This window comes from Pseudomonas sp. P110(2024) (assembly GCF_057480795.1).
Genome location: NZ_JBLIYT010000008.1, coordinates 184795 through 203946 on the forward strand (window position 1 = coordinate 184795; position 19152 = coordinate 203946).

General features: G+C 65.0%; 15 protein-coding genes. 14 read left to right on the top strand and 1 reads right to left on the bottom strand.

The window, feature by feature from the left end; translation table 11 throughout:
• The first annotated feature begins 118 nt into the window (after positions 1–118).
• The 11 genes from pilM (at position 119) to AC25ND_RS14805 (ending at position 15182) form a co-directional block, all read left to right on the top strand.
• On the top strand, positions 119–1015 hold the full coding sequence (gene pilM, locus AC25ND_RS14755) for a type IV pilus biogenesis protein PilM (protein WP_062362838.1): 897 nt from the start codon (positions 119–121) through the stop codon (positions 1013–1015).
• A complete protein-coding gene (locus AC25ND_RS14760; RefSeq protein WP_062362842.1) occupies positions 1012–1551 on the top strand; it encodes a PilN domain-containing protein in 540 nt (179 codons plus the stop codon). Before pilM ends, AC25ND_RS14760 begins: the two co-directional genes overlap by 4 nt.
• Positions 1552–1646: 95 nt before the next feature.
• Positions 1647–2561, top strand: a complete 915-nt coding sequence (locus tag AC25ND_RS14765) for a pilus assembly protein PilP (RefSeq protein ID WP_158509998.1) — start codon at positions 1647–1649, stop codon at positions 2559–2561.
• A gap of 4 nt (positions 2562–2565) precedes the next feature.
• Positions 2566–3723: a type IV pilus secretin PilQ gene (locus AC25ND_RS14770; protein ID WP_486976405.1), complete on the top strand. Its 1158-nt coding sequence runs from the start codon at positions 2566–2568 to the stop codon at positions 3721–3723.
• Between the two features lie 4 nt (positions 3724–3727).
• Positions 3728–4246: a shikimate kinase AroK gene (aroK, locus tag AC25ND_RS14775; protein ID WP_028689109.1), complete on the top strand. Its 519-nt coding sequence runs from the start codon at positions 3728–3730 to the stop codon at positions 4244–4246.
• 95 nt (positions 4247–4341) lie between these two features.
• Positions 4342–5439, top strand: coding sequence for a 3-dehydroquinate synthase (aroB, locus tag AC25ND_RS14780; RefSeq protein ID WP_028689108.1), 1098 nt, complete (start codon positions 4342–4344; stop codon positions 5437–5439).
• A 15-nt stretch (positions 5440–5454) separates the two neighbouring features.
• Positions 5455–7074: an AAA family ATPase gene (locus AC25ND_RS14785; RefSeq protein WP_028689107.1), complete on the top strand. Its 1620-nt coding sequence runs from the start codon at positions 5455–5457 to the stop codon at positions 7072–7074.
• Positions 7075–7447: 373 nt separating this feature from the next.
• Positions 7448–11893, top strand: a complete 4446-nt coding sequence (gltB, locus tag AC25ND_RS14790; RefSeq protein ID WP_486976406.1) for a glutamate synthase large subunit — start codon at positions 7448–7450, stop codon at positions 11891–11893.
• A 106-nt stretch (positions 11894–11999) separates the two neighbouring features.
• The gene (locus AC25ND_RS14795) at positions 12000–13418 is read left to right on the top strand and encodes an FAD-dependent oxidoreductase (RefSeq protein WP_028689105.1); all 1419 of its coding nucleotides are present in this window, start codon (positions 12000–12002) and stop codon (positions 13416–13418) included.
• Between the two features lie 236 nt (positions 13419–13654).
• Positions 13655–14719, top strand: coding sequence for a uroporphyrinogen decarboxylase (hemE, locus tag AC25ND_RS14800; protein WP_062362854.1), 1065 nt, complete (start codon positions 13655–13657; stop codon positions 14717–14719).
• Between the two features lie 115 nt (positions 14720–14834).
• The gene (locus AC25ND_RS14805; protein ID WP_028689103.1) at positions 14835–15182 is read left to right on the top strand and encodes a YgiW/YdeI family stress tolerance OB fold protein; all 348 of its coding nucleotides are present in this window, start codon (positions 14835–14837) and stop codon (positions 15180–15182) included.
• Positions 15183–15252: 70 nt separating this feature from the next.
• Here the strand turns inward: AC25ND_RS14805 and AC25ND_RS14810 are convergent, their stop codons facing one another.
• The gene (locus AC25ND_RS14810) at positions 15253–16140 is read right to left on the bottom strand and encodes a 1-acylglycerol-3-phosphate O-acyltransferase, YihG family (protein ID WP_062362857.1); all 888 of its coding nucleotides are present in this window, start codon (positions 16138–16140) and stop codon (positions 15253–15255) included.
• Between the two features lie 182 nt (positions 16141–16322).
• On the opposite strand from AC25ND_RS14810, the gene rloA2 reads away from it, so the two are divergent.
• The 3 genes from rloA2 to creC all read left to right on the top strand — a co-directional run bounded on the left by rloA2 (position 16323) and on the right by creC (position 19045).
• A complete protein-coding gene (gene rloA2, locus AC25ND_RS14815) occupies positions 16323–16823 on the top strand; it encodes a retropepsin-like aspartic peptidase RloA2 (protein WP_028689101.1) in 501 nt (166 codons plus the stop codon).
• Between the two features lie 108 nt (positions 16824–16931).
• Positions 16932–17612, top strand: coding sequence for a two-component system response regulator CreB (creB, locus tag AC25ND_RS14820; RefSeq protein WP_062362860.1), 681 nt, complete (start codon positions 16932–16934; stop codon positions 17610–17612).
• Positions 17612–19045 (top strand): two-component system sensor histidine kinase CreC, encoded by a 1434-nt coding sequence (gene creC / locus AC25ND_RS14825; protein ID WP_062362863.1) that lies wholly within the window; start codon positions 17612–17614, stop codon positions 19043–19045. Before creB ends, creC begins: the two co-directional genes overlap by 1 nt.
• Positions 19046–19152: the final 107 nt, after the last annotated feature.

The window sequence follows — 19152 nt, forward strand, 5'->3', positions numbered from 1 at the left end:
GACAGGAAAACGCTGGCCATTATAAGCATTTTTCGTCCCACCGGGTGACCGCCCGGGGCGTAGGACGACCGCTCGCGCCACTACGGCGCGGGCTGCCGATGACCAGAAAGGAACAGCCATGCTTGGATGCTTTGGCAGGGACGCCGGTTCACTGCTGGGGGTGGAAATTGCCTCCGGTTCCATAAGAATGCTGCACCTGCATCGCCAGCGCGGCGGTTGGCGTGTGCAGGGGTGGGCGCAGGAGCGCTTCGAGCCGGCGACGCCTGGCTGGGTGGCATCCGACGAGGCGCAGGGGTTGGTGATGGGGTTGCGGCGGGCCCATGTTCAATGTCGAACCAGGCAGTTGCGCGTCGCCCTGGCATTGCCCGCTTCTCAGGTCATCTGCAAGCGTTGCCGGTTGCCTGCCGGGCTGGCCGACCTTGGTATCGAGGCGGCCGTGTTGGCTCAGGCCGAGCAGTTGTTTCCCTTCCCGCTTGAGGATCTGGCCCTTGACTACTGGGTGCAGGGTGCATGCGTCGATGATCCCGGGCAATTCGAAGTGCTGGTGGTGGCCTGCCGGCAAAGCCAGCTCGATCCGTGGGAGCGGGTGTTTGCCAAGGCCGGATTGCAACTTGAAGCCGTGGAGGTGGACAGCTTCGCGCTACGGCGAGCGTTGCTGTCTGAGGCGCAGGCTCGCTCAGCTGTGCTGCTGCAGTTGGAGCCGGGCGAAGTGGTCATGCACCGCTGGCACGGCGACCCCATTGCGCAGCGCCAGCGGCTCGCCCTGGACTCGCCGGCGCACTGGGATGTCGCTGTCGATAGCCTCTGGCGGTTGGATGAGCAGGCGCCCATCGCCGACGTTGTCCTGTTCGGCTCCGCTGCCGATGAAGCCCGGGCGGCGCATTTGCGAGAACGCCTGGATGTGAAATGCCAGGTGGGTTGCCCGCTCCCGCTGGCAGGTCTCCGGGAGCATGATGGCCTTTGTGCAGCTTCGATGGTCCTGGCCTGCGGCTTGGCCATGGGAGGCCGGGCATGAGGGTGAGACTGAACTTGATGCCCTGGCGCGAGCAGCGCAGGGCCAGGGCTGTGCGGCAATTTCAGATCAGGCTCGTAGTCACCCTGGTGGTGGCCCTGGGCGCGGTCACATGGCTCGATCAGATGGCGCGGTCGCGCCTGGCCCGACAAGCACTGATAGTCGTCTCGCATCAGGCGGAGCTCGAGCGGCTCGATATCTCGCTGAGGCAGGTCGATCAACTGCGCGGCAGGCGGGAGGCGTTACAGGCCGAGCATGCCGCGTTGTCTGCACTCGGCACAGGGCGGTCGCAGATGCCTGATTTGTTCCTCGCCCTTGAGCAGGCCCTGCCAGAAGGTGCTCGCTTGACGGAGGTGGATGTCGAGGCGGGACGCTTGCGCCTGGGCGGTCTGGCTGCCTCTGCGACGGTGGTCGCCCAGTTCATGCGCGACCTGGAGCACGTTGGCGTGGTGCGGGACCTCGAGCTCGTTCAGCTCAGGCGTCATGACGAGGGTGACGCGTTCCTGCTGGCGGCGCGATTGCTGGCGGGCGAGTCGTGACCCGCCTGTGGCTCCTTGACTGGCAGGCGCTGGCAGGTCGGTCGGGATTGGTGAGGTCCGTGGTGTGCCTGTCGCTCGCGCTCATGGTTGCTTGTGTGGGCTACCTGGTACGTCTGCGTGATCCGGTTCAGGGGCATTTCGAGTCTGTCCGGCAACAGCTCCAGCTACAGGATGAACTGGCGCAGCGCAGGGCGCGCCTCGTCGAACTGGGTGTGGAGCAGCGGGCGCTTGAACATGCCCGGACGCTTTTGCAGGCGACACGATGGCGGCTGGCCGCGGGAGAGGGCATGAGCGAGCTACTCGATCAGTTGGCGCTATCGGGGCAGGAACATGGCCTGGTATTCGAGCGAGTCGAGGTGCAGGAGGCAAAGCAGGCGCCAGCGTATCGAGTGCAACCGCTGGAGATCGCGGTGTCGGGACAGTATCCGGCGCTGCGCCTGTGGCTGGAGCAATCGCTGCGGCAGTTGCGTCTGTTGAATGTGGACCGGCTCAGGCTGGCCCTGAAGGATGGGGGCATCGGGCAAATCGCCGCCCAGTTGCGATTGCATGCCTACCACCCTGGGGAAGAGCTGCCGGTCCCGGCGTCATTGGCGGACGAGCCGGCCCAGGCGGTCTTGTCGAAGACGGCATTCGACCCTTTCCGGGCTTGGTTGCCCCCGAGTGAGGACAGTGGGCTGGCGCATGTTCCATTGGCACGGTTGGAGATGGTCGGCAGCCTCTCCCAGGCGGGGCGGCGACAGGCATTGCTGCGCTTCGCAGGTCGCCTGTACCGGGTCGCGGAAGGCGATCGACTGGGGCTCGAAGGAAGTGTCGTGGTGGCCATTGAGGTTGACCGGGTGGAGGTCCAGGAGCGGATCTGCATCGATGGGCGCTGGCAAGCGCGTCCCAGGTATCTGGTTCTTGGGACGCATGAACAGGGAGAGGTCAGGGATGGGACCGAGGCAATGGTTGAGCGGCGTGCTATTGATCCTGGGGCTTCAGGCGACGCAGGCCAAGACGTTTCAGGGTGAGCCGATGTCGCTCAACCTCCAGGACGTCGAGCTGCGTTCGGTGCTTCAGGTCATGGCCGATCACGCGGGCGTCAACCTGGTGGTCGGCGACTCGGTGCAGGGACGGATTACCCTGCGCCTGGAAGACGTGCCCTGGGAGCAGGCGCTTGATCTGGTGCTGCGCAGCAAGGGCTTGGGCAGGCGCCGGGAGGGGAATGTGCTGCTGGTTGCTCCTGTGGCAGAGCTCGCTGGGCAGGTCCAGGGCATCGAGCCACTGCAGCGTGAATTGATCCCTGTCTTCCATGCCAAGGCCGGCGAGCTGGCGGAGCTGCTGCTGGCGAGCCTGGCGGACGACGGTGCCCTGGCCGGGCGTGGCAGCCTCAGTGTGGACGCTCGCACCAATACCCTGGTAGCCACCCAGCCTGCCGCGCGGCTCGCCGAACTGCGCAGGCTGGTCACTCAGCTGGATGTGCCGGTGCGCCAGGTCATGATCGAGGCACGGATCGTCGAGGCCAATGTCGATTACGAAAAGGCCCTGGGCGTGCGCTGGGGTGGACCGCTGTATGGCTCGGACCGCCGGCTGGGCAGCGACCTTTTCGTCGATCTTGGCGTCGAGCGGGGAGGTGCCGCGTTGGGAGTGGGGCTGCTGCGCAGCGATATCCTGCTCGATCTGGAGCTCAGCGCCATGGAAAAAAGCGGCAATGGCGAGATCATCTCCCAACCCAAGGTGGTCACGGCCGACAAGGAAACCGCGCGCATACTCAAGGGCACCGAAGTGCCCTACCAGGAAACCACCCGCAGTGGCGCCACTTCGGTCTCCTTCCGAGAGGCGTCCCTGTCGCTGGAGGTGACGCCGCAGATCACGCCGGACGGCAAGGTGATCATGGCGGTGCGGGTGACCAAGGACGAGCCGGACTTCATCAATGCCCTCAACGATGTGCCGCCGATCCGCAAGAACGAGGTCAACGCCAAGGTGCGGGTCACCGATGGGCAGACCATTGTGATTGGTGGCGTGTACTCGACGTCGCAGAACAAAGTGGTCGACAAGGTGCCATTTTTTGGCGATCTGCCGTATGTTGGGCGGCTGTTTCGACGCGATGCATTACAAGAGAAAAAATCCGAGCTGCTGGTCTTCCTGACTCCGCGTATCATGAGTGACCAGGCGATTGCTGTGAGTCGTTGATTCTGTGCGAAATTTGATACTTGTGGGGCCCATGGGCGCTGGTAAAAGCACCATCGGGCGCCTGTTGGCCAAAGAGCTGCGCCTGCTGTTCAAGGATTCCGACAAGGAAATCGAACTGCGAACCGGCGCCAACATCCCGTGGATCTTCGACAAGGAAGGCGAGCCGGGCTTTCGTGACCGCGAGCAGGCGATGATCGCCGAGCTCAGCGCGCTCGACGGCGTGGTCCTGGCCACCGGCGGAGGCGCGGTGATGCGCGACGCCAACCGTGCGGCGCTGCGCGCCGGCGGACGGGTGGTCTACCTGCACGCCTCGGTGGAGCAGCAGGTGGGACGCACCTCCCGTGACCGCAACCGACCGCTGTTGCGTACCGCCAACCCGGAGGCCACGTTGCGCGCCCTGCTGGAGGCGCGCGACCCGCTGTATCGCGAAATCGCCGACCTGGTGGTGGAAACCGACGAGCGGCCACCACGCATGGTGGTGCTCGACATCCTCGAGCGCCTGCAGAAGTTGCCGCCCCGCTGAGCGGGGTCTATCCTCGGCGACCAACGCCGAGACGGGGCTGAACGTCACCGCGCGGGGCCGAACCGCCACCGCGTCCAAGCACATTGTGGGGATACATGCAGACACTAAAGGTCGACCTGGGCGAACGTAGCTACCCGATCTACATTGGCGAAGGCCTGCTGGACCAGCCCGAGCTGCTGGCGCCGCACATTGCCGGGCGGCAGGTTGCCATCGTCTCCAACGAGACCGTCGCGCCTCTGTACCTCGAACGCCTCAGCAAGACCCTGGGCGCGTATTCGGTGCTGCCCGTGGTGTTGCCTGACGGCGAGGCCCACAAGAACTGGGAAACCCTGCAGCTGATCTTCGACGCCCTGCTCACCGCCCGCCATGATCGTCGCACCACCGTGGTTGCCCTCGGTGGCGGCGTGATCGGCGACATGGCCGGCTTTGCCGCGGCCTGCTACCAGCGCGGCGTCGACTTCATCCAGGTGCCGACCACGCTGCTGTCCCAGGTGGACTCTTCGGTGGGCGGCAAGACCGGCATCAACCACCCGTTGGGCAAGAACATGGTCGGCGCTTTCTATCAGCCCAACGCGGTGCTGATCGACACCACCAGCCTGAAGACCCTGCCCGAGCGCGAGCTCTCCGCAGGCCTGGCCGAAGTCATCAAGTACGGCCTGATCTGCGACAAGCCGTTCCTCGCCTGGCTTGAAGACAATATGCAGGCGTTGCGCGCCCTGGACTCCGCCGCCCTGACCGAAGCCATCCGCCGCTCCTGCGCGGCCAAGGCCGCCGTGGTCGGTGCCGACGAGCGCGAATCGGGCGTGCGTGCCACGCTCAACCTTGGCCACACCTTCGGCCATGCCATCGAAACACACATGGGCTATGGCGTCTGGCTGCACGGCGAAGCCGTGGCGGCGGGCACGGTGATGGCCCTGGAAATGTCCATGCGCCTGGGCTGGATCGACCAGCCGGCGCGCGATCGCGGAATTCGCCTGCTGCAGGACGCAGGATTGCCGGTGGTGCCACCACAGGAAATGACCCCGGCGCATTTCATGGAGCACATGGCGGTCGACAAGAAAGTGCTCGACGGGCGCCTGCGCCTGGTGCTGCTGCGCCAGCTGGGCGAGGCCGTCGTCACCGACGACTATTCGACAGAGATTCTTCAGGCCACCCTGGCGGCGGATTACCGCGCGATCGTGGCCCAGCTTTGAGGTTGTGACAACGCAATGACCAGTCTGCATGCCGATGAGGCGTTCCTCGACCATTACCAGTTGAGCCACGATCCGTTCGCACCGCGGGTGCCCGGCTTCAAGTTCTTCCCCGCCCAGCGCAAGCCGGTGCTGGGCCAGTTGCATCACCTGGCGCGCTACAGCCAGCTGATGCTGGTGGTCAGCGGCCCGGTGGGCAGCGGCAAGACCCTGCTGCGCCAGGCCCTGGTGGCCAGTACCAACAAGCAGTCGGTGCAGAGCGTGGTGGTGTCCGCCCGTGGCGCCAGTGACGCTGCCAGCGTGCTGGGCCAGGTGGCGCAGTCGCTGAACGTGGCGCAGCCGGAGGTGCAGGCGATCCTGTCGCAGGTGGTTCAGCTGGCGCTGACCGGCCAGGAAGTCTATCTGCTGGTGGACGATGCGGAACAACTCGACGAGTCGGCACTCCAAGCGTTGCTGGAGTTGGCGGCAGGCGTGGCCGAAGGGCGCCCGCATGTGTTCCTGTTCGGCGAGCCTTCGCTGATTGCCGGGCTGGAAGAGCTCAATGCCGATGGCGAGCGCTTCCATGTCATCGAGCTGGCCCCGTACAGCGAGGAAGAGACTCGCGAGTACCTGGAACAGCGCCTGGAAGGCGCCGGCCGGGGCATCGAGGTGTTCAGCGCCGAGCAGATCGTCGACATCCACGAAAACTCCGACGGTTGGCCTGGGAACATCAACCAGGTCGCCCGCGATACCTTGATCGAAGCCATGATCGCCAGCCGTACCACGGTCAAGCGACCATCCATGGGGTTCAAAATGCCTAAGAAACACGTGCTCGCGTTGTCCGCTGTGGTCGTGGTCGCCGTTGGCGCGGCGGTCCTGATGCCCAAGAAGGGCGACAAGGCCCCGACCGAGGCGCCGGCCGCCCAGGCTCAATTGCCACTGGGGCAGGGCAGCAACGGCGCGCCCGCCATCGAGTTCTCCGGTTCCTCGCAACCGATGCCGCTGCCGCTGGTCGGCCAGTCGCAGCCGGTGATGCGCGAGCCCCTGGCCCAGGCCGCCGGCATGGGCGAGGGCGAAGAGGGTGGGCCTGCGGGTGATACCGCTTTGCAGCCTGCCGCGCCGTCGGCCGCCGTGCCGCCGACCGTGACCACCATCGCGCCGCCGCAAGGTGCCACCGCCAGCCCGGCACCAGCTCCTGCCCAACCGGTAACCACCGCTCCGGTACAGTCGGTTGCGCCTGCGCCGAAGCCTGTCGCAACCCAGCCAGTAAAACCGGTTGCACCTGCCAAGCCCGCCCCGGCCCCAACCCAGGTTGCCAGCGCCAAGCCCGCCAGCAAGCCTGCCGAGAAAACCGCCACGGGCGGCGCCGGCAACAGCAGCTGGTATGCCGGCCAGAAGCCGGGCAATTACGTAGTGCAGATCTTCGGCACCAGCTCCGAGGCGTCGGCCCAGTCGTTCGTCAAGGCGCAGGGTGGCGACTATCGCTACTTCAAGAAAAACCTGCAGGGCAAGCCGCTGTTTGTCGTCACCTACGGCAACTTCGCCAGCCGCGACGCCGCTGCTGCGGCAATCAAGAACTTGCCAGCCAAGGTCCAGGCTGGTAAACCTTGGCCACGTACCGTCGGCAGCGTCCAACAAGAGCTGGCCACGGCCCGCTGATACCTTCCGGGCGGCACCACCCCGCCGCCCAGTTGCTGAGCGACTTCTAGCTTTCGATCAGCCTGCTGCGCCCGAGCGCGGCAGGCTTTTCTGTCCCAGACTGCCGGCCACAAGCCCTGTGTTGCAGTCATGGCTGAAACGCTTCAGACTCTAGCTAAGCCGTTACCACGGTGCATGGCCCAAAACATTCAAAATTGCGACATAAATTTTCAATGGTGAGACATGAAAATTTGTGGGCGTCGCTGTCGCTGTGCAACAATGGTTTTCCATGACCACCGCAAAAAAGCTGGCGTTTGATCGGCGTGGATGGTAAGTGGTTGTTAAAAAAGAGATTTGCCTCCGGTTGAGAGGTGAACCTGGTGAGAAAGTGTCTATGAAAACAGGTCTGTACCATCCCGAAGAATTCAAGGACAACTGTGGTTTCGGCCTGATCGCCCATATGACGGGGCAGCCGAGTCACCACCTTCTGCAAACCGCCATGCAGGCGCTGACCTGCATGACCCACCGCGGCGGCATCAACGCCGACGGCAAGACCGGCGACGGTTGCGGTCTGCTCATGCAGAAGCCCGATCAATTCCTGCGTGCCGTGGCCCAGGAACACTTTGCCGTCGAGCTGCCCAGGCAGTACGCCGTCGGCATGGTGTTCTTCAACCAGGACCCGGTCAAAGCCCAGGCCGCCCGCGCCAACATGGACCGCGAGATCGTCAACGCCGGCCTCAAGCTGGTCGGCTGGCGCAAGGTGCCGATCGATACCAGCGTCCTCGGCCGCCTGGCTCTGGAGCGCCTGCCGCAGATCGAGCAGGTGTTCATCGGTGGCGAAGGTCTGAGCGACCAGGAGTTCGCCATCAAGCTGTTCAGTGCCCGTCGCCGTTCGTCCGTGGCCAATGCCCACGACGCCGACCACTACATCTGCAGCTTCTCGCACAAGACCATCATCTACAAAGGCCTGATGATGCCGCGCGATCTCGCGGCGTTCTATCCGGACCTGGGCGACGAGCGCCTGCAGACCGCGATCTGCGTGTTCCACCAGCGCTTCTCCACCAACACCCTGCCGAAGTGGCCGCTGGCCCAGCCCTTCCGCTTCCTCGCCCACAACGGCGAGATCAACACCATCACCGGCAACCGCAACTGGGCCATGGCCCGTCGCACCAAGTTCGCCAACGACCTGATCCCCGATCTCGAAGAGCTCGGCCCGCTGGTCAACCGCGTCGGCTCCGACTCCTCGAGCATGGACAACATGCTCGAGCTGATGGTCACCGGCGGTATCGACCTGTTCCGCGGCGTGCGCATGCTGGTGCCGCCGGCCTGGCAGAACGTCGAGACCATGGACGCCGACCTGCGCGCCTTCTACGAATACAACTCCATGCACATGGAGCCGTGGGATGGCCCGGCCGGCATCGTCATGACCGAGGGCCGCCACGCGGTGTGCCTGCTCGACCGCAACGGCCTGCGCCCGGCGCGCTGGGTGACCACCACCAACGGCTACATCACCATCGCCTCGGAAATCGGCGTATGGGGCTACCAGCCCGAGGAAGTCCTGGCCAAGGGCCGTGTCGGCCCGGGCCAGATCCTTGCCGTGGACACCGAGACCGGGCAGATCCTCGACACCGACGCCATCGACAACCGCCTGAAGTCGCGCCATCCGTACAAGCGCTGGCTGCGCCAGCACGCCACGCGCATCCAGGCGACGCTGAGCGACGACCAGGGCGTGGCCAGCTACGACGCCGACCAGCTCAAGCAATACATGAAGATGTTCCAGGTCACCTTCGAGGAGCGTGACCAGGTGCTGCGTCCGCTCGGCGAGCAAGGCCAGGAAGCGGTCGGCTCGATGGGCGACGATACGCCGATGGCCGTGCTGTCGCAGCGCGTGCGCTCGCCGTACGACTTCTTCCGCCAGCAGTTCGCCCAGGTGACCAATCCGCCGATCGACCCGCTGCGCGAGGCGATCGTGATGTCCCTGGAAATCTGCCTGGGCGCCGAACGCAACATCTTCCAGGAGTCCCCCGAGCACGCCTCGCGGGTGATCCTCAGCTCGCCGGTCATCTCGCCCGCCAAGTGGCGTTCGCTGATGAACCTGGAGCGTGAAGGCTTCGACCGCCAGCTGATCGACCTCAACTATGAAGAGAGCGTCGGCCTCGAAGCGGCCATCCGCAACATCGCCGACCAGGCCGAGGAGGCCGTGCGTGGCGGCAAGACCCAGCTGGTGCTGAGCGACCGCTACATCGCCCCGGGCAAGCTGCCGGTCCACGCCTCGCTGGCCGTTGGCTCGGTGCACCACCGCTTGACCGAACAGGGCCTGCGCTGCGACAGCAACATCCTGGTCGAGACCGCCACCGCCCGTGACCCGCATCACTTTGCCGTGCTGCTGGGCTTCGGCGCCTCGGCCGTCTACCCGTACCTGGCCTACGAAGTGCTGGCCGACCTGATCCGCACCGGCGAGGTGCTGGGCGACCTGGACGAAGTCTTCAAGTACTACCGCAAGGGCATTTCCAAGGGCCTGCTGAAGATCCTGTCGAAGATGGGTATCTCCACCATCGCCTCGTACCGTGGCGCCCAGCTGTTCGAAGCCGTGGGCCTGGCCGAGGAAGTGGTCGGCCTGAGCTTCAAGGGCGTGTCGAGCCGCATCAAGGGCGCACGTTTCGTCGACCTCGAGAGCGACCAGAAGCTGCTGGCCGCCGAGGCCTGGAGCGCGCGCAAGCCGATCCAGCAGGGTGGTCTGCTCAAGTTCGTCCACGGCGGTGAATACCACGCCTACAACCCGGATGTGGTCAACACCCTGCAGGCCGCCGTGCAGCAGGGCGACTATGCCAAGTTCAAGGAGTACACCACGCTGGTCGACCAGCGTCCGGTGTCGATGATCCGCGACCTGCTCAAGGTCAAGGTCGCCGAGCAGCCGCTGGCGCTGGACCAGGTCGAGCCGCTGGAGGACATCCTCAAGCGTTTCGACTCCGCTGGCATCTCCCTGGGCGCGCTGTCGCCGGAGGCCCACGAGGCCTTGGCCGAGGCGATGAACCGCCTGGGCGCGCGCTCCAATTCCGGCGAGGGCGGTGAAGACCCGGCCCGCTACGGCACCATCAAGAGCTCGAAGATCAAGCAGGTGGCCACCGGCCGCTTCGGCGTGACCCCTGAGTACCTGGTCAATGCCGAGGTGCTGCAGATCAAGGTGGCCCAGGGCGCCAAGCCCGGCGAGGGCGGCCAGCTGCCGGGCGGCAAGGTCAACGGCCTGATCGCCCGGCTGCGCTACGCGGTGCCGGGCGTGACCCTGATCTCGCCGCCGCCGCACCACGATATCTACTCGATCGAAGACCTGGCCCAGCTGATCTACGACCTCAAGCAGGTCAATCCGCAGGCGCTGGTGTCGGTCAAGTTGGTGGCAGAGGCCGGCGTCGGCACCATCGCCGCGGGCGTGGCCAAGGCCTATGCCGACCTGATCACCATCTCCGGCTACGACGGTGGCACCGGCGCCTCGCCGCTGACCTCGATCAAGTACGCTGGCGCGCCATGGGAACTGGGCCTGGCCGAAACCCACCAGACCCTGCGCGGCAACGACCTGCGCGGCAAGGTGCGGGTGCAGACCGACGGCGGCCTGAAAACCGGCCTGGACGTGATCAAGGCCGCCATCCTCGGCGCCGAGAGCTTCGGCTTCGGCACCGCGCCGATGATCGCCCTGGGCTGCAAGTACCTGCGCATCTGCCACCTGAACAACTGCGCCACCGGCGTGGCCACGCAGAACGACAAGCTGCGCAAGGATCACTACATCGGCACCGTCGACATGGTGATCAACTTCTTCACCTTCGTCGCCGAAGAGACCCGCGAGTGGCTGGCCAAGCTGGGCGTGCGCAGCTTGGGTGAGCTGATCGGCCGCACCGACCTGCTCGACGTGCTGCCGGGCGACACCGAGCGCCAGCATCACCTCGACCTGTCGCCGCTGCTGGGCAGCTCGCACATTCCGGCCGACAAGCCGCAGTTCTGCGAAGTCGACAAGAACCCGCCGTTCGACAAGGGCGAGCTGGCCGAGAAGATGGTCGCCATGGCCCTGCCGGCGATCCGCGACCAGGCCGGTGGCGAGTTCAGCCTCGACATCTGCAACTGCGACCGCTCCATCGGTGCGCGCATCTCCGGCGAGATCGCCAGGCTGCACGGCAACCAGGGCATGGCCGCGGCGCCGATCACCTTCCGCTTCAAGGGCACCGCTGGCCAGAGCTTCGGCGTTTGGAACGCCGGTGGCCTGAACCTGCACCTGGAAGGCGACGCCAACGACTACGTCGGCAAGGGCATGACCGGTGGCAAACTGACCATCGTGCCGCCAGCCGGCAGCCCGTTCGAAACCCAGCACAGCGCCATCGTCGGCAACACCTGCCTGTACGGTGCCACCGGCGGCAAGCTGTTCGCCGCCGGCACCGCGGGCGAGCGCTTCGCTGTGCGTAACTCCGGCGCCCACGCTGTGGTCGAGGGCACCGGCGATCACTGCTGTGAATACATGACCGGCGGCTTTGTCTGCGTCCTGGGCAAGACCGGTTACAACTTCGGTTCTGGCATGACGGGCGGCTTCGCCTATGTGCTCGACATGGACAATAGCTTCGTCGACAAACTCAACCACGAGCTGGTGGAAATCCAGCGCATCAGTGGTGAGGCGATGGAGGCTTACCGCAGCCACCTGGCACGGGTCCTGGGCGAGTACGTGGAAGAAACCGGCAGCGAGTGGGGGCGTGAGCTCTCCGAGAACCTGGACGACTACGTGCGGCGCTTCTGGCTGGTCAAGCCGAAGGCGGCCAACCTCAAGCAACTGCTGTCCAGCACCCGTGCCAACCCGCAGTAAGAACAGCTGCAAGTGACGGCCCCGTTTGCGGGGCCCGTCCTGCTCAAGTGATTGTCTTGCAGCTTGCGGCCTAAGGCCGGCAACTGCGGTAAAGAGGTTTTGAAAAATGGCTGAACGTCTGAGCAACGACTTCCAGTTCATCGAAGTGGGCCGCAAGGACCCGAAGAAAAAGCTGCTGCGCCAGCGCAAGAAGGAGTTCGTCGAGATCTACGAACCCTTCAAGCCGCAGCAGTCCGTGGAGCAGGCGCACCGCTGCCTGGGCTGCGGCAACCCGTATTGCGAATGGAAGTGCCCGGTGCACAACTTCATCCCCAACTGGTTGAAGCTGGTCTCCGAAGGCAACATCCTGGCCGCGGCCGAGCTGTCGCACCAAACCAACACCCTGCCGGAAGTGTGCGGCCGTGTGTGCCCGCAGGACCGTCTGTGCGAAGGGGCGTGCACCCTGAACGACGGCTTTGGCGCGGTGACCATCGGCTCGGTGGAGAAGTACATCACCGACACCGCCTTCGCCATGGGCTGGCGCCCGGACATGTCCAAGGTCAAGCCCACCGGCAAGCGCGTCGCCATCATCGGTGCCGGCCCTGCTGGCCTGGGCTGCGCCGACGTGCTGGTGCGCGCGGGCGTGACCCCGGTGGTGTTCGACAAGAACCCCGAGATCGGTGGCCTGCTGACCTTCGGCATCCCCGAGTTCAAGCTGGAAAAGACCGTGCTGAGCAATCGCCGCGAAGTCTTCACCGGCATGGGCATCGAGTTCCGGCTGAACACCGAGGTGGGCAAGGACATCAGCATGGAACAGCTGCTCGCCGAGTACGATGCGGTGTTCATGGGCATGGGTACCTATACCTACATGAAGGGCGGCTTCCCGGGTGAGGACCTGCCGGGCGTGCATGACGCGCTGGACTTCCTGATCGCCAACGTCAACCGCAACCTCGGTTTCGAGAAGTCGCCGGAAGACTTTGTCGACATGCAGGGCAAGAAGGTCGTGGTCCTGGGGGGGGGCGACACCGCGATGGACTGCAACCGCACCTCGATCCGCCAGGGCGCCAAGTCGGTAACCTGCGCCTATCGCCGTGACGAGGCCAACATGCCGGGTTCGCGCAAAGAGGTGAAGAACGCCAAGGAAGAGGGCGTGAAGTTCCTCTACAACCGCCAGCCCATCGCCATCGTTGGCGAAGACAAGGTCGAGGGTGTGAAGGTGGTCGAGACCCGTCTCGGCGAGCCGGATGCCCGTGGCCGCCGCAGCCCCGAGCCGATCCCGGGCTCCGAGGAGATCCTGCCGGCCGACGCCGTGGTGATCGCCTTTGGTTTCCGCCCGAGCCCGGCGCCGTGGTTCGAGCAGCATGGCATCCAGCTGGACAGCCAGGGCCGCGTGGTGGCGCCGGAGAAGGGCAAGTTCAAGCACCAGACCAGCAATCCGAAAGTGTTTGCCGGTGGTGATATGGTGCGGGGCTCGGACTTGGTGGTGACCGCCATTTTCGAAGGCCGCACCGCTGCCGAGGGCATCCTGGATTACCTCGAAGTCTGATCGATCGTTGGGGCCGCTTTGCGGCCCCTTCGCGACACAAGGCCGCTCCCACAGGGAAATGCATTCCTCATGGCGGAGCGGCCTTGTGTCGTGATGGGCTGCAAAGCGGCCCCAAGGGTATTTTGTATACAAAAACGCTTGATCCAAGGCACCCAATAGACAAAACGCATGGCCGTGGCCGTGCCTTTTGTGCCCGCGTCTGAGAAAATGCCCGCACTTTTTTTCCGGATGCCGACATGACTGCCCTGAAGAACGATCGTTTCCTGCGTGCACTGCTCAAGCAACCCGTAGACGTCACCCCGGTATGGATGATGCGCCAGGCCGGCCGCTACCTGCCGGAGTACCGCGCCAGCCGCGCCAAGGCCGGCGACTTCATGAGCCTGTGCATGAACCCGCAGTTCGCCTGCGAGGTCACCCTGCAGCCGCTGGACCGCTACCCGCTGGACGCGGCGATCCTCTTCTCGGACATCCTCACCATCCCCGACGCCATGGGCCAGGGCCTGTACTTCGAGACCGGCGAAGGCCCGCGTTTCAAGAAAGTCATCAGTACCCTGGCCGACATCGAGGCACTGCCGATTCCCGACCCGCAGAAGGACCTGGGCTATGTGATGGACGCGGTCAGCACCATCCGTCGCGAACTCAACGGCCGCGTGCCACTGATCGGCTTCTCCGGCAGCCCGTGGACCCTGGCCACCTACATGGTCGAGGGCGGCTCGTCGAAGGACTTCCGCAAGACCAAGGCCATGGCCTACGACAATCCCGAGGCCCTGCACCTGCTGCTGGACAAGCTGGCGCAGTCGGTCACCAGCTACCTCAATGGCCAGATCCTGGCTGGGGCGCAGGCCGTGCAGATCTTCGACACCTGGGGCGGCAACCTGTCGGCGGCGGCCTACCAGGAGTTCTCCCTGGCCTACATGCGCAAGATCGTCAGCGGCCTGATCCGCGAGCACGAAGGGCGCAAGATACCGGTGATCCTGTTCACCAAGAACGGCGGCTTGTGGCTGGAAAGCATCGCCGAGGCCGGTGCCGACGCCCTGGGCCTGGACTGGACCTGCGAGATCGGCGACGCCCGCCGCCGCGTCGGTGACAAGGTGGCGCTGCAGGGCAACATGGACCCGACCGTGCTGTACGCCAAGCCCGAGGCGATCCGCAAGGAAGTGGCGCGCATCCTCGCCAGCTACGGCAAGGGCAGCGGCCATGTGTTCAACCTGGGTCATGGCATCACCCCCGAGGTCGATCCTGAGCACGCTGGTGTGTTCATTAACGCCGTGCATGAGTTGTCGGCGCAGTACCACCGGTAATCGGTGTGCAACGCGAGAAGCCCGGCCAAGTGCCGGGCTTTTTGTTGTATTAAGTTTCAATTCAGCGATCGTCGGTAATCTGGGGCCATCAAAACGCAAACAGGACCCGATCACCATGAAAGCTCGTTACCTGCCCCTGATCCTCGCCCCACTGTTCAGCACCGCCGCCCTGGCCGCCGGCTACACCGGCCCTGGCGCCCAGGCCGTGACCACGGTCGCTGCCGCCAACGATGCCGCCGACGACACCCCGGTGGTGCTGCAGGGCTTCGTGACCAAGAAGATCAACAACGACGACAAGTACGAGTTCAAGGACAACACTGGCACCATCACCGTCGAGATCGACGACGAAGACCTGCCGCCGACGCCGTTCAACGACAAGACCAAGGTCAAGCTGACCGGCGAGGTGGAGAAACACCTGATGAGTCGCGAAGTGGATGTAGATATTGTCGAGATCATCAACTGATCGGCGACGATGGGCTGCCTTGCAGCCCTTTCGTGGCACAAGCCCTGTTCACGGGCGCGTGCCATAGGCATCAGCGCATCTCGGCGCGCAATTGCTCGATCCGCTGGTCCTTCTCCACCCACAGCTGGTTCACCCAGGCCTGCACGGTCTGGCGGAAGGCCGGGTCGTTCTCGTAGTCGCCTGCACTCAACGTCGGGTCCAGCTCGCGCACGCGTATGTCGATGATCACCCGGCTGATGCTGCCGTTGAGCAGGTCCCAGAACCCCGGTGCCTTGTCGCCCGGGTAGACGATGGTCACGTCGAGCAGGGCGTCCAGCTGCTCGCCCAGCGCCGCCAGCACGAAGGCCACGCCGCCGGCCTTGGGCTTGAGCAGGTGGCGATAGGGCGACTGCTGCTGCTCGCGCTTGGCCTCGGTGAAACGGGTGCCTTCTAGGTAGTTGACCACGGTCACCGGCTGGCGCTTGAACAGCTCGCAGGCGGCCTTGGTGATCTCCAGGTCCTTGCCTTTGAGTTCGGGATGCTTGTCGAGGAAGGCCTTGCTGTAGCGCTTCATGAACGGGTAGTCCAGGCCCCACCAGGCCAGGCCCAGCAGCGGTACCCAGATCAGCTCCTTCTTGAGGAAAAACTTGAAGAACGGCACGCGGCGGTTGAGGCTTTCGATCAGCGCCGGGATATCGACCCAGGTCTGGTGGTTGCTGATGCACAGGTACGAGGTGTCCTGGCGCAGGGTTTCCACGCCGCGGATGTCCCACTGGGTGGGGATGCACAGGGCGAAGATGGCCTTGTCGATTTCCGACCAGGTCTCGGCGATCCACATCACCGCAGCTGACGCGTAGTCGCGGCCACGGCCGGGCAGTACCAGCTTGAGCAGGGCGAAGACCAGCAACGGGCCGATCAGCACCAGGGTGTTGAGCAGCAGCAGGGTGAGGGTGAGGATGCCGGTCAGCAGGCGACGCATAAAGGGACTCTTGTTGTGTAAGGTGAACGGTTGGCAATGATAAGCAGGGTCTGGCCCTTAGCCAAACGTCGTACGGCCATTAACTGGGACAAATGTTTCACATTGTGTTGTTTACCCTGTTGCAAAGAACCTATCCTGCCTGCGCAGTCTAAGCACTGACCCCTCTCAAGGAAGCCTGCCCCGTGAAACCCCTGCTTGCCCTGCTGTCCCTTCTGGCGCTGCCGGCGATGGCCGCCGAGCCCACCCTGTATGGCCGCTACGAGAACATCGCCTTGCCGGAGATCGGTGAAACCCTGAAGGCCAAGATGGACACCGGTGCCTACACTGCGTCGCTGTCGGCCAAGGACATCGAGCAGTTCACCCGTGACGGCGAGGATTGGGTGCGTTTCCGCCTGGCCACCAAGGATGCTGACGGAAAGGTCTATGAACACAGGCTGGCGCGCATCAGCAAGATCAAGAACCGCGCCGACGAGGAAGACGAAGGCGACGCGCCCGAGTTGTCGCGCCGCCCGGTGGTCGACCTGGAACTGTGCCTGGGCGATGTGAAGCGAACCGTGGAGGTCAACCTGGTCGACCGCAGCAGCTTCAACTACCCGCTGCTGGTGGGCGCCAAGGCCCTGCGCGAGTTCAAGGCGGCGGTGAACCCGGCGAAGAAGTTCACGGCGGGCAAGCCGGACTGCTGATACGGCAGCGGCAAGCCACAAGGGACAAGCTGCAAGAAACGGCGGATCGGTGTAAGTTGCCGCGATCCGCTTTCACTTGAAGCTTGCAGCTTGAGGCTTGCCGCTCAGATGCCCCACATCCTTATCGTCGAAGACGAATCCGCCATCGCCGACACCCTGGTCTACGCCCTGCAGGCCGACGGCCACAGCACCGAGTGGGTGACCCTCGGCAGCGCCGCCGTTGAGCAGCAGCGCCAGCGTCCGGCCGACCTGGTGATCCTCGACATCGGCCTGCCCGACATCAACGGTTTCGAGACCTGCCGCCAGTTGCGCCGCTTCAGCGAGGTGCCGGTGATGTTCCTCAGCGCCCGCGACGCCGAGATCGATCGGGTGCTGGGCCTGGAGATCGGTGCCGACGACTACGTGGTCAAACCCTTCAGCCCCCGTGAGGTGGCGGCGCGGGTGCGGGCCATCCTCAAGCGCATGGCGCCCAGGTCGGACGCGGCCAGCGAAAGCATGCCGTTCCAGCTCGACACCCTGGCCATGCGCATCAGCTACCGTGGCCAGGCGCTGACACTAACCCGCCACGAGTTCCGTCTGCTGCAGAGCCTGCTCGAACAACCACGGCGGGTATTCAGCCGTGAACAGCTGCTCGACGGCCTCGGCGTGGCTTCGGACGTCGGCTACGAGCGCACCATCGACAGCCATATCAAGAGCCTGCGCGCCAAGCTGCGCCAGGTCGCGCCCGACGCCGAGGCGATCCAGACCCACCGCGGCCTGGGCTACAGCTACAGCCCTGAGCACGCCTGATGCGCCTGGGCATCCGCATCTTCCTGGTGTACTTCCTGTTCGTCGGCCTGGCGGGCTACTTTCTGCTCAACACGGTGCGCGAGCAGATACGGCCGGTGGTGCGGCAATCATCGGAAGAAACCCTGGTGGACACCGCCAACCTGCTGGCCGAGATCCTTCACGACGATGTGAAGCACGGCACCCTGAACCAGAGCCACCTGTCGCAGGTGCTCGCCTCCTATGGCGAGCGGCGACCCAGCGCGCAGATCTGGGGGCTGGCGAAGAACCAGGTCAGCCACCGGATCTACGTGACCGACGCCAAGGGCATCGTCCTGCTCGACTCCAGCGGCCAGGACCTGGGCAAGGACTATTCACGCTGGAATGATGTCTACCTGACCCTGCGCGGCCAGTACGGCGCCCGTTCGACCCGCAGCGATCCGGACGACGAAAGCACTTCGGTGATGCATGTAGCGGCGCCGATCCTCGACCAGGGCCAGATCATCGGCGTGGTCACCGTGGCCAAGCCGAACAGCTCATTGCAGCCCTACATCGACCGCTCCGAGCGGCGCCTGCTCATTCTCGGGCTGGGATTGATCGTGCTGGGGCTGCTGGTCGGCGCGGCCTTGTCGTGGTGGCTGACCCGCTCGCTGCGCCGGCTCACCCATTACGCCCAGGCGGTCAGCGAGGGCGAGCGCGCCGCGCTGCCGCACTACAAGGGCGGCGAGCTGTTACAGCTGGCGACGGCGGTGGAGCGCATGCGCACCCAGCTGGAGGGCAAGGCCTATGTCGAGCGCTACGTGCACACGCTCACCCATGAGCTCAAGAGCCCGCTGGCGGCGATCCGAGGTGCTTCGGAGCTACTGCAGGGCGATATGCCGCACGAGCAGCGAGCGCGCTTTGCCGGCAACATCGAGCGCGAGAGCGAGCGTCTGCAGCAGATGATCGAGCGCCTGCTCAACCTGGCGCGGGTCGAGCAGATGCAGGCATTGGAAGATGAGCAGCAGGTGGCGGTGGCAGCGCTGATCGACGAGCTGCTGCTGGCCCATGGCGCGAGGATCGACACTGCCGCGTTGCAGGTGCGCCAGCGCATTCCGGCGGGCGTCAGGTTGCTGTGCGATCCGTTCCTGATGCGTCAGGCCCTGGCCAACCTGCTGGACAACGCGCTGGATTTCACCCCCGAGCGTGGCGCGCTGGCCTTCGAGTTGGAGCGTGACGGCGAGCGGGTGGCCTTGAGCCTGTTCAACCAGGGGCAGCCGATTCCCGAATACGCCCTGGGGCGGGTCAGCGAGCGGTTCTATTCGCTGCCAAGGCCCGGGACCGGGCGCAAGAGCACCGGGCTGGGGCTGAACTTCGTGGCCGAGGTGATGCAGTTGCATGGCGGGGGGCTGGCGGTGGACAACGTCGAGGGTGGGGTGCGGGTGAGGTTGTGGCTGCCTGCGCGTCGACTCAGCTGAGAGGCAGGTACCCTGTGGGAGCGGGCTTGCCCCGCGATGTGGCCAGCCCAGGCAACATTACTGCCTGACCGGGCCTCATCGCGGGGCAAGCCCGCTCCCACGGTGCG

Bases quoted from the DNA above. Each gene is read 5' to 3' on its own strand.
- AC25ND_RS14785 (WP_028689107.1), top strand. From the start codon at position 5,455: ATGACCAGTCTGCATGCCGATGAGGCGTTCCTCGACCATTACCAGTTG.
- gltB (WP_486976406.1), top strand. From the start codon at position 7,448: ATGAAAACAGGTCTGTACCATCCCGAAGAATTCAAGGACAACTGTGGT.
- aroB (WP_028689108.1), top strand. From the start codon at position 4,342: ATGCAGACACTAAAGGTCGACCTGGGCGAACGTAGCTACCCGATCTAC.
- AC25ND_RS14760 (WP_062362842.1), top strand. From the start codon at position 1,012: ATGAGGGTGAGACTGAACTTGATGCCCTGGCGCGAGCAGCGCAGGGCC.
- AC25ND_RS14795 (WP_028689105.1), top strand. From the start codon at position 12,000: ATGGCTGAACGTCTGAGCAACGACTTCCAGTTCATCGAAGTGGGCCGC.
- AC25ND_RS14770 (WP_486976405.1), top strand. From the start codon at position 2,566: ATGTCGCTCAACCTCCAGGACGTCGAGCTGCGTTCGGTGCTTCAGGTC.
- creC (WP_062362863.1), top strand. From the start codon at position 17,612: ATGCGCCTGGGCATCCGCATCTTCCTGGTGTACTTCCTGTTCGTCGGC.
- pilM (WP_062362838.1), top strand. From the start codon at position 119: ATGCTTGGATGCTTTGGCAGGGACGCCGGTTCACTGCTGGGGGTGGAA.
- AC25ND_RS14805 (WP_028689103.1), top strand. From the start codon at position 14,835: ATGAAAGCTCGTTACCTGCCCCTGATCCTCGCCCCACTGTTCAGCACC.
- hemE (WP_062362854.1), top strand. From the start codon at position 13,655: ATGACTGCCCTGAAGAACGATCGTTTCCTGCGTGCACTGCTCAAGCAA.
- AC25ND_RS14810 (WP_062362857.1), bottom strand. From the start codon at position 16,140: ATGCGTCGCCTGCTGACCGGCATCCTCACCCTCACCCTGCTGCTGCTC.
- creB (WP_062362860.1), top strand. From the start codon at position 16,932: ATGCCCCACATCCTTATCGTCGAAGACGAATCCGCCATCGCCGACACC.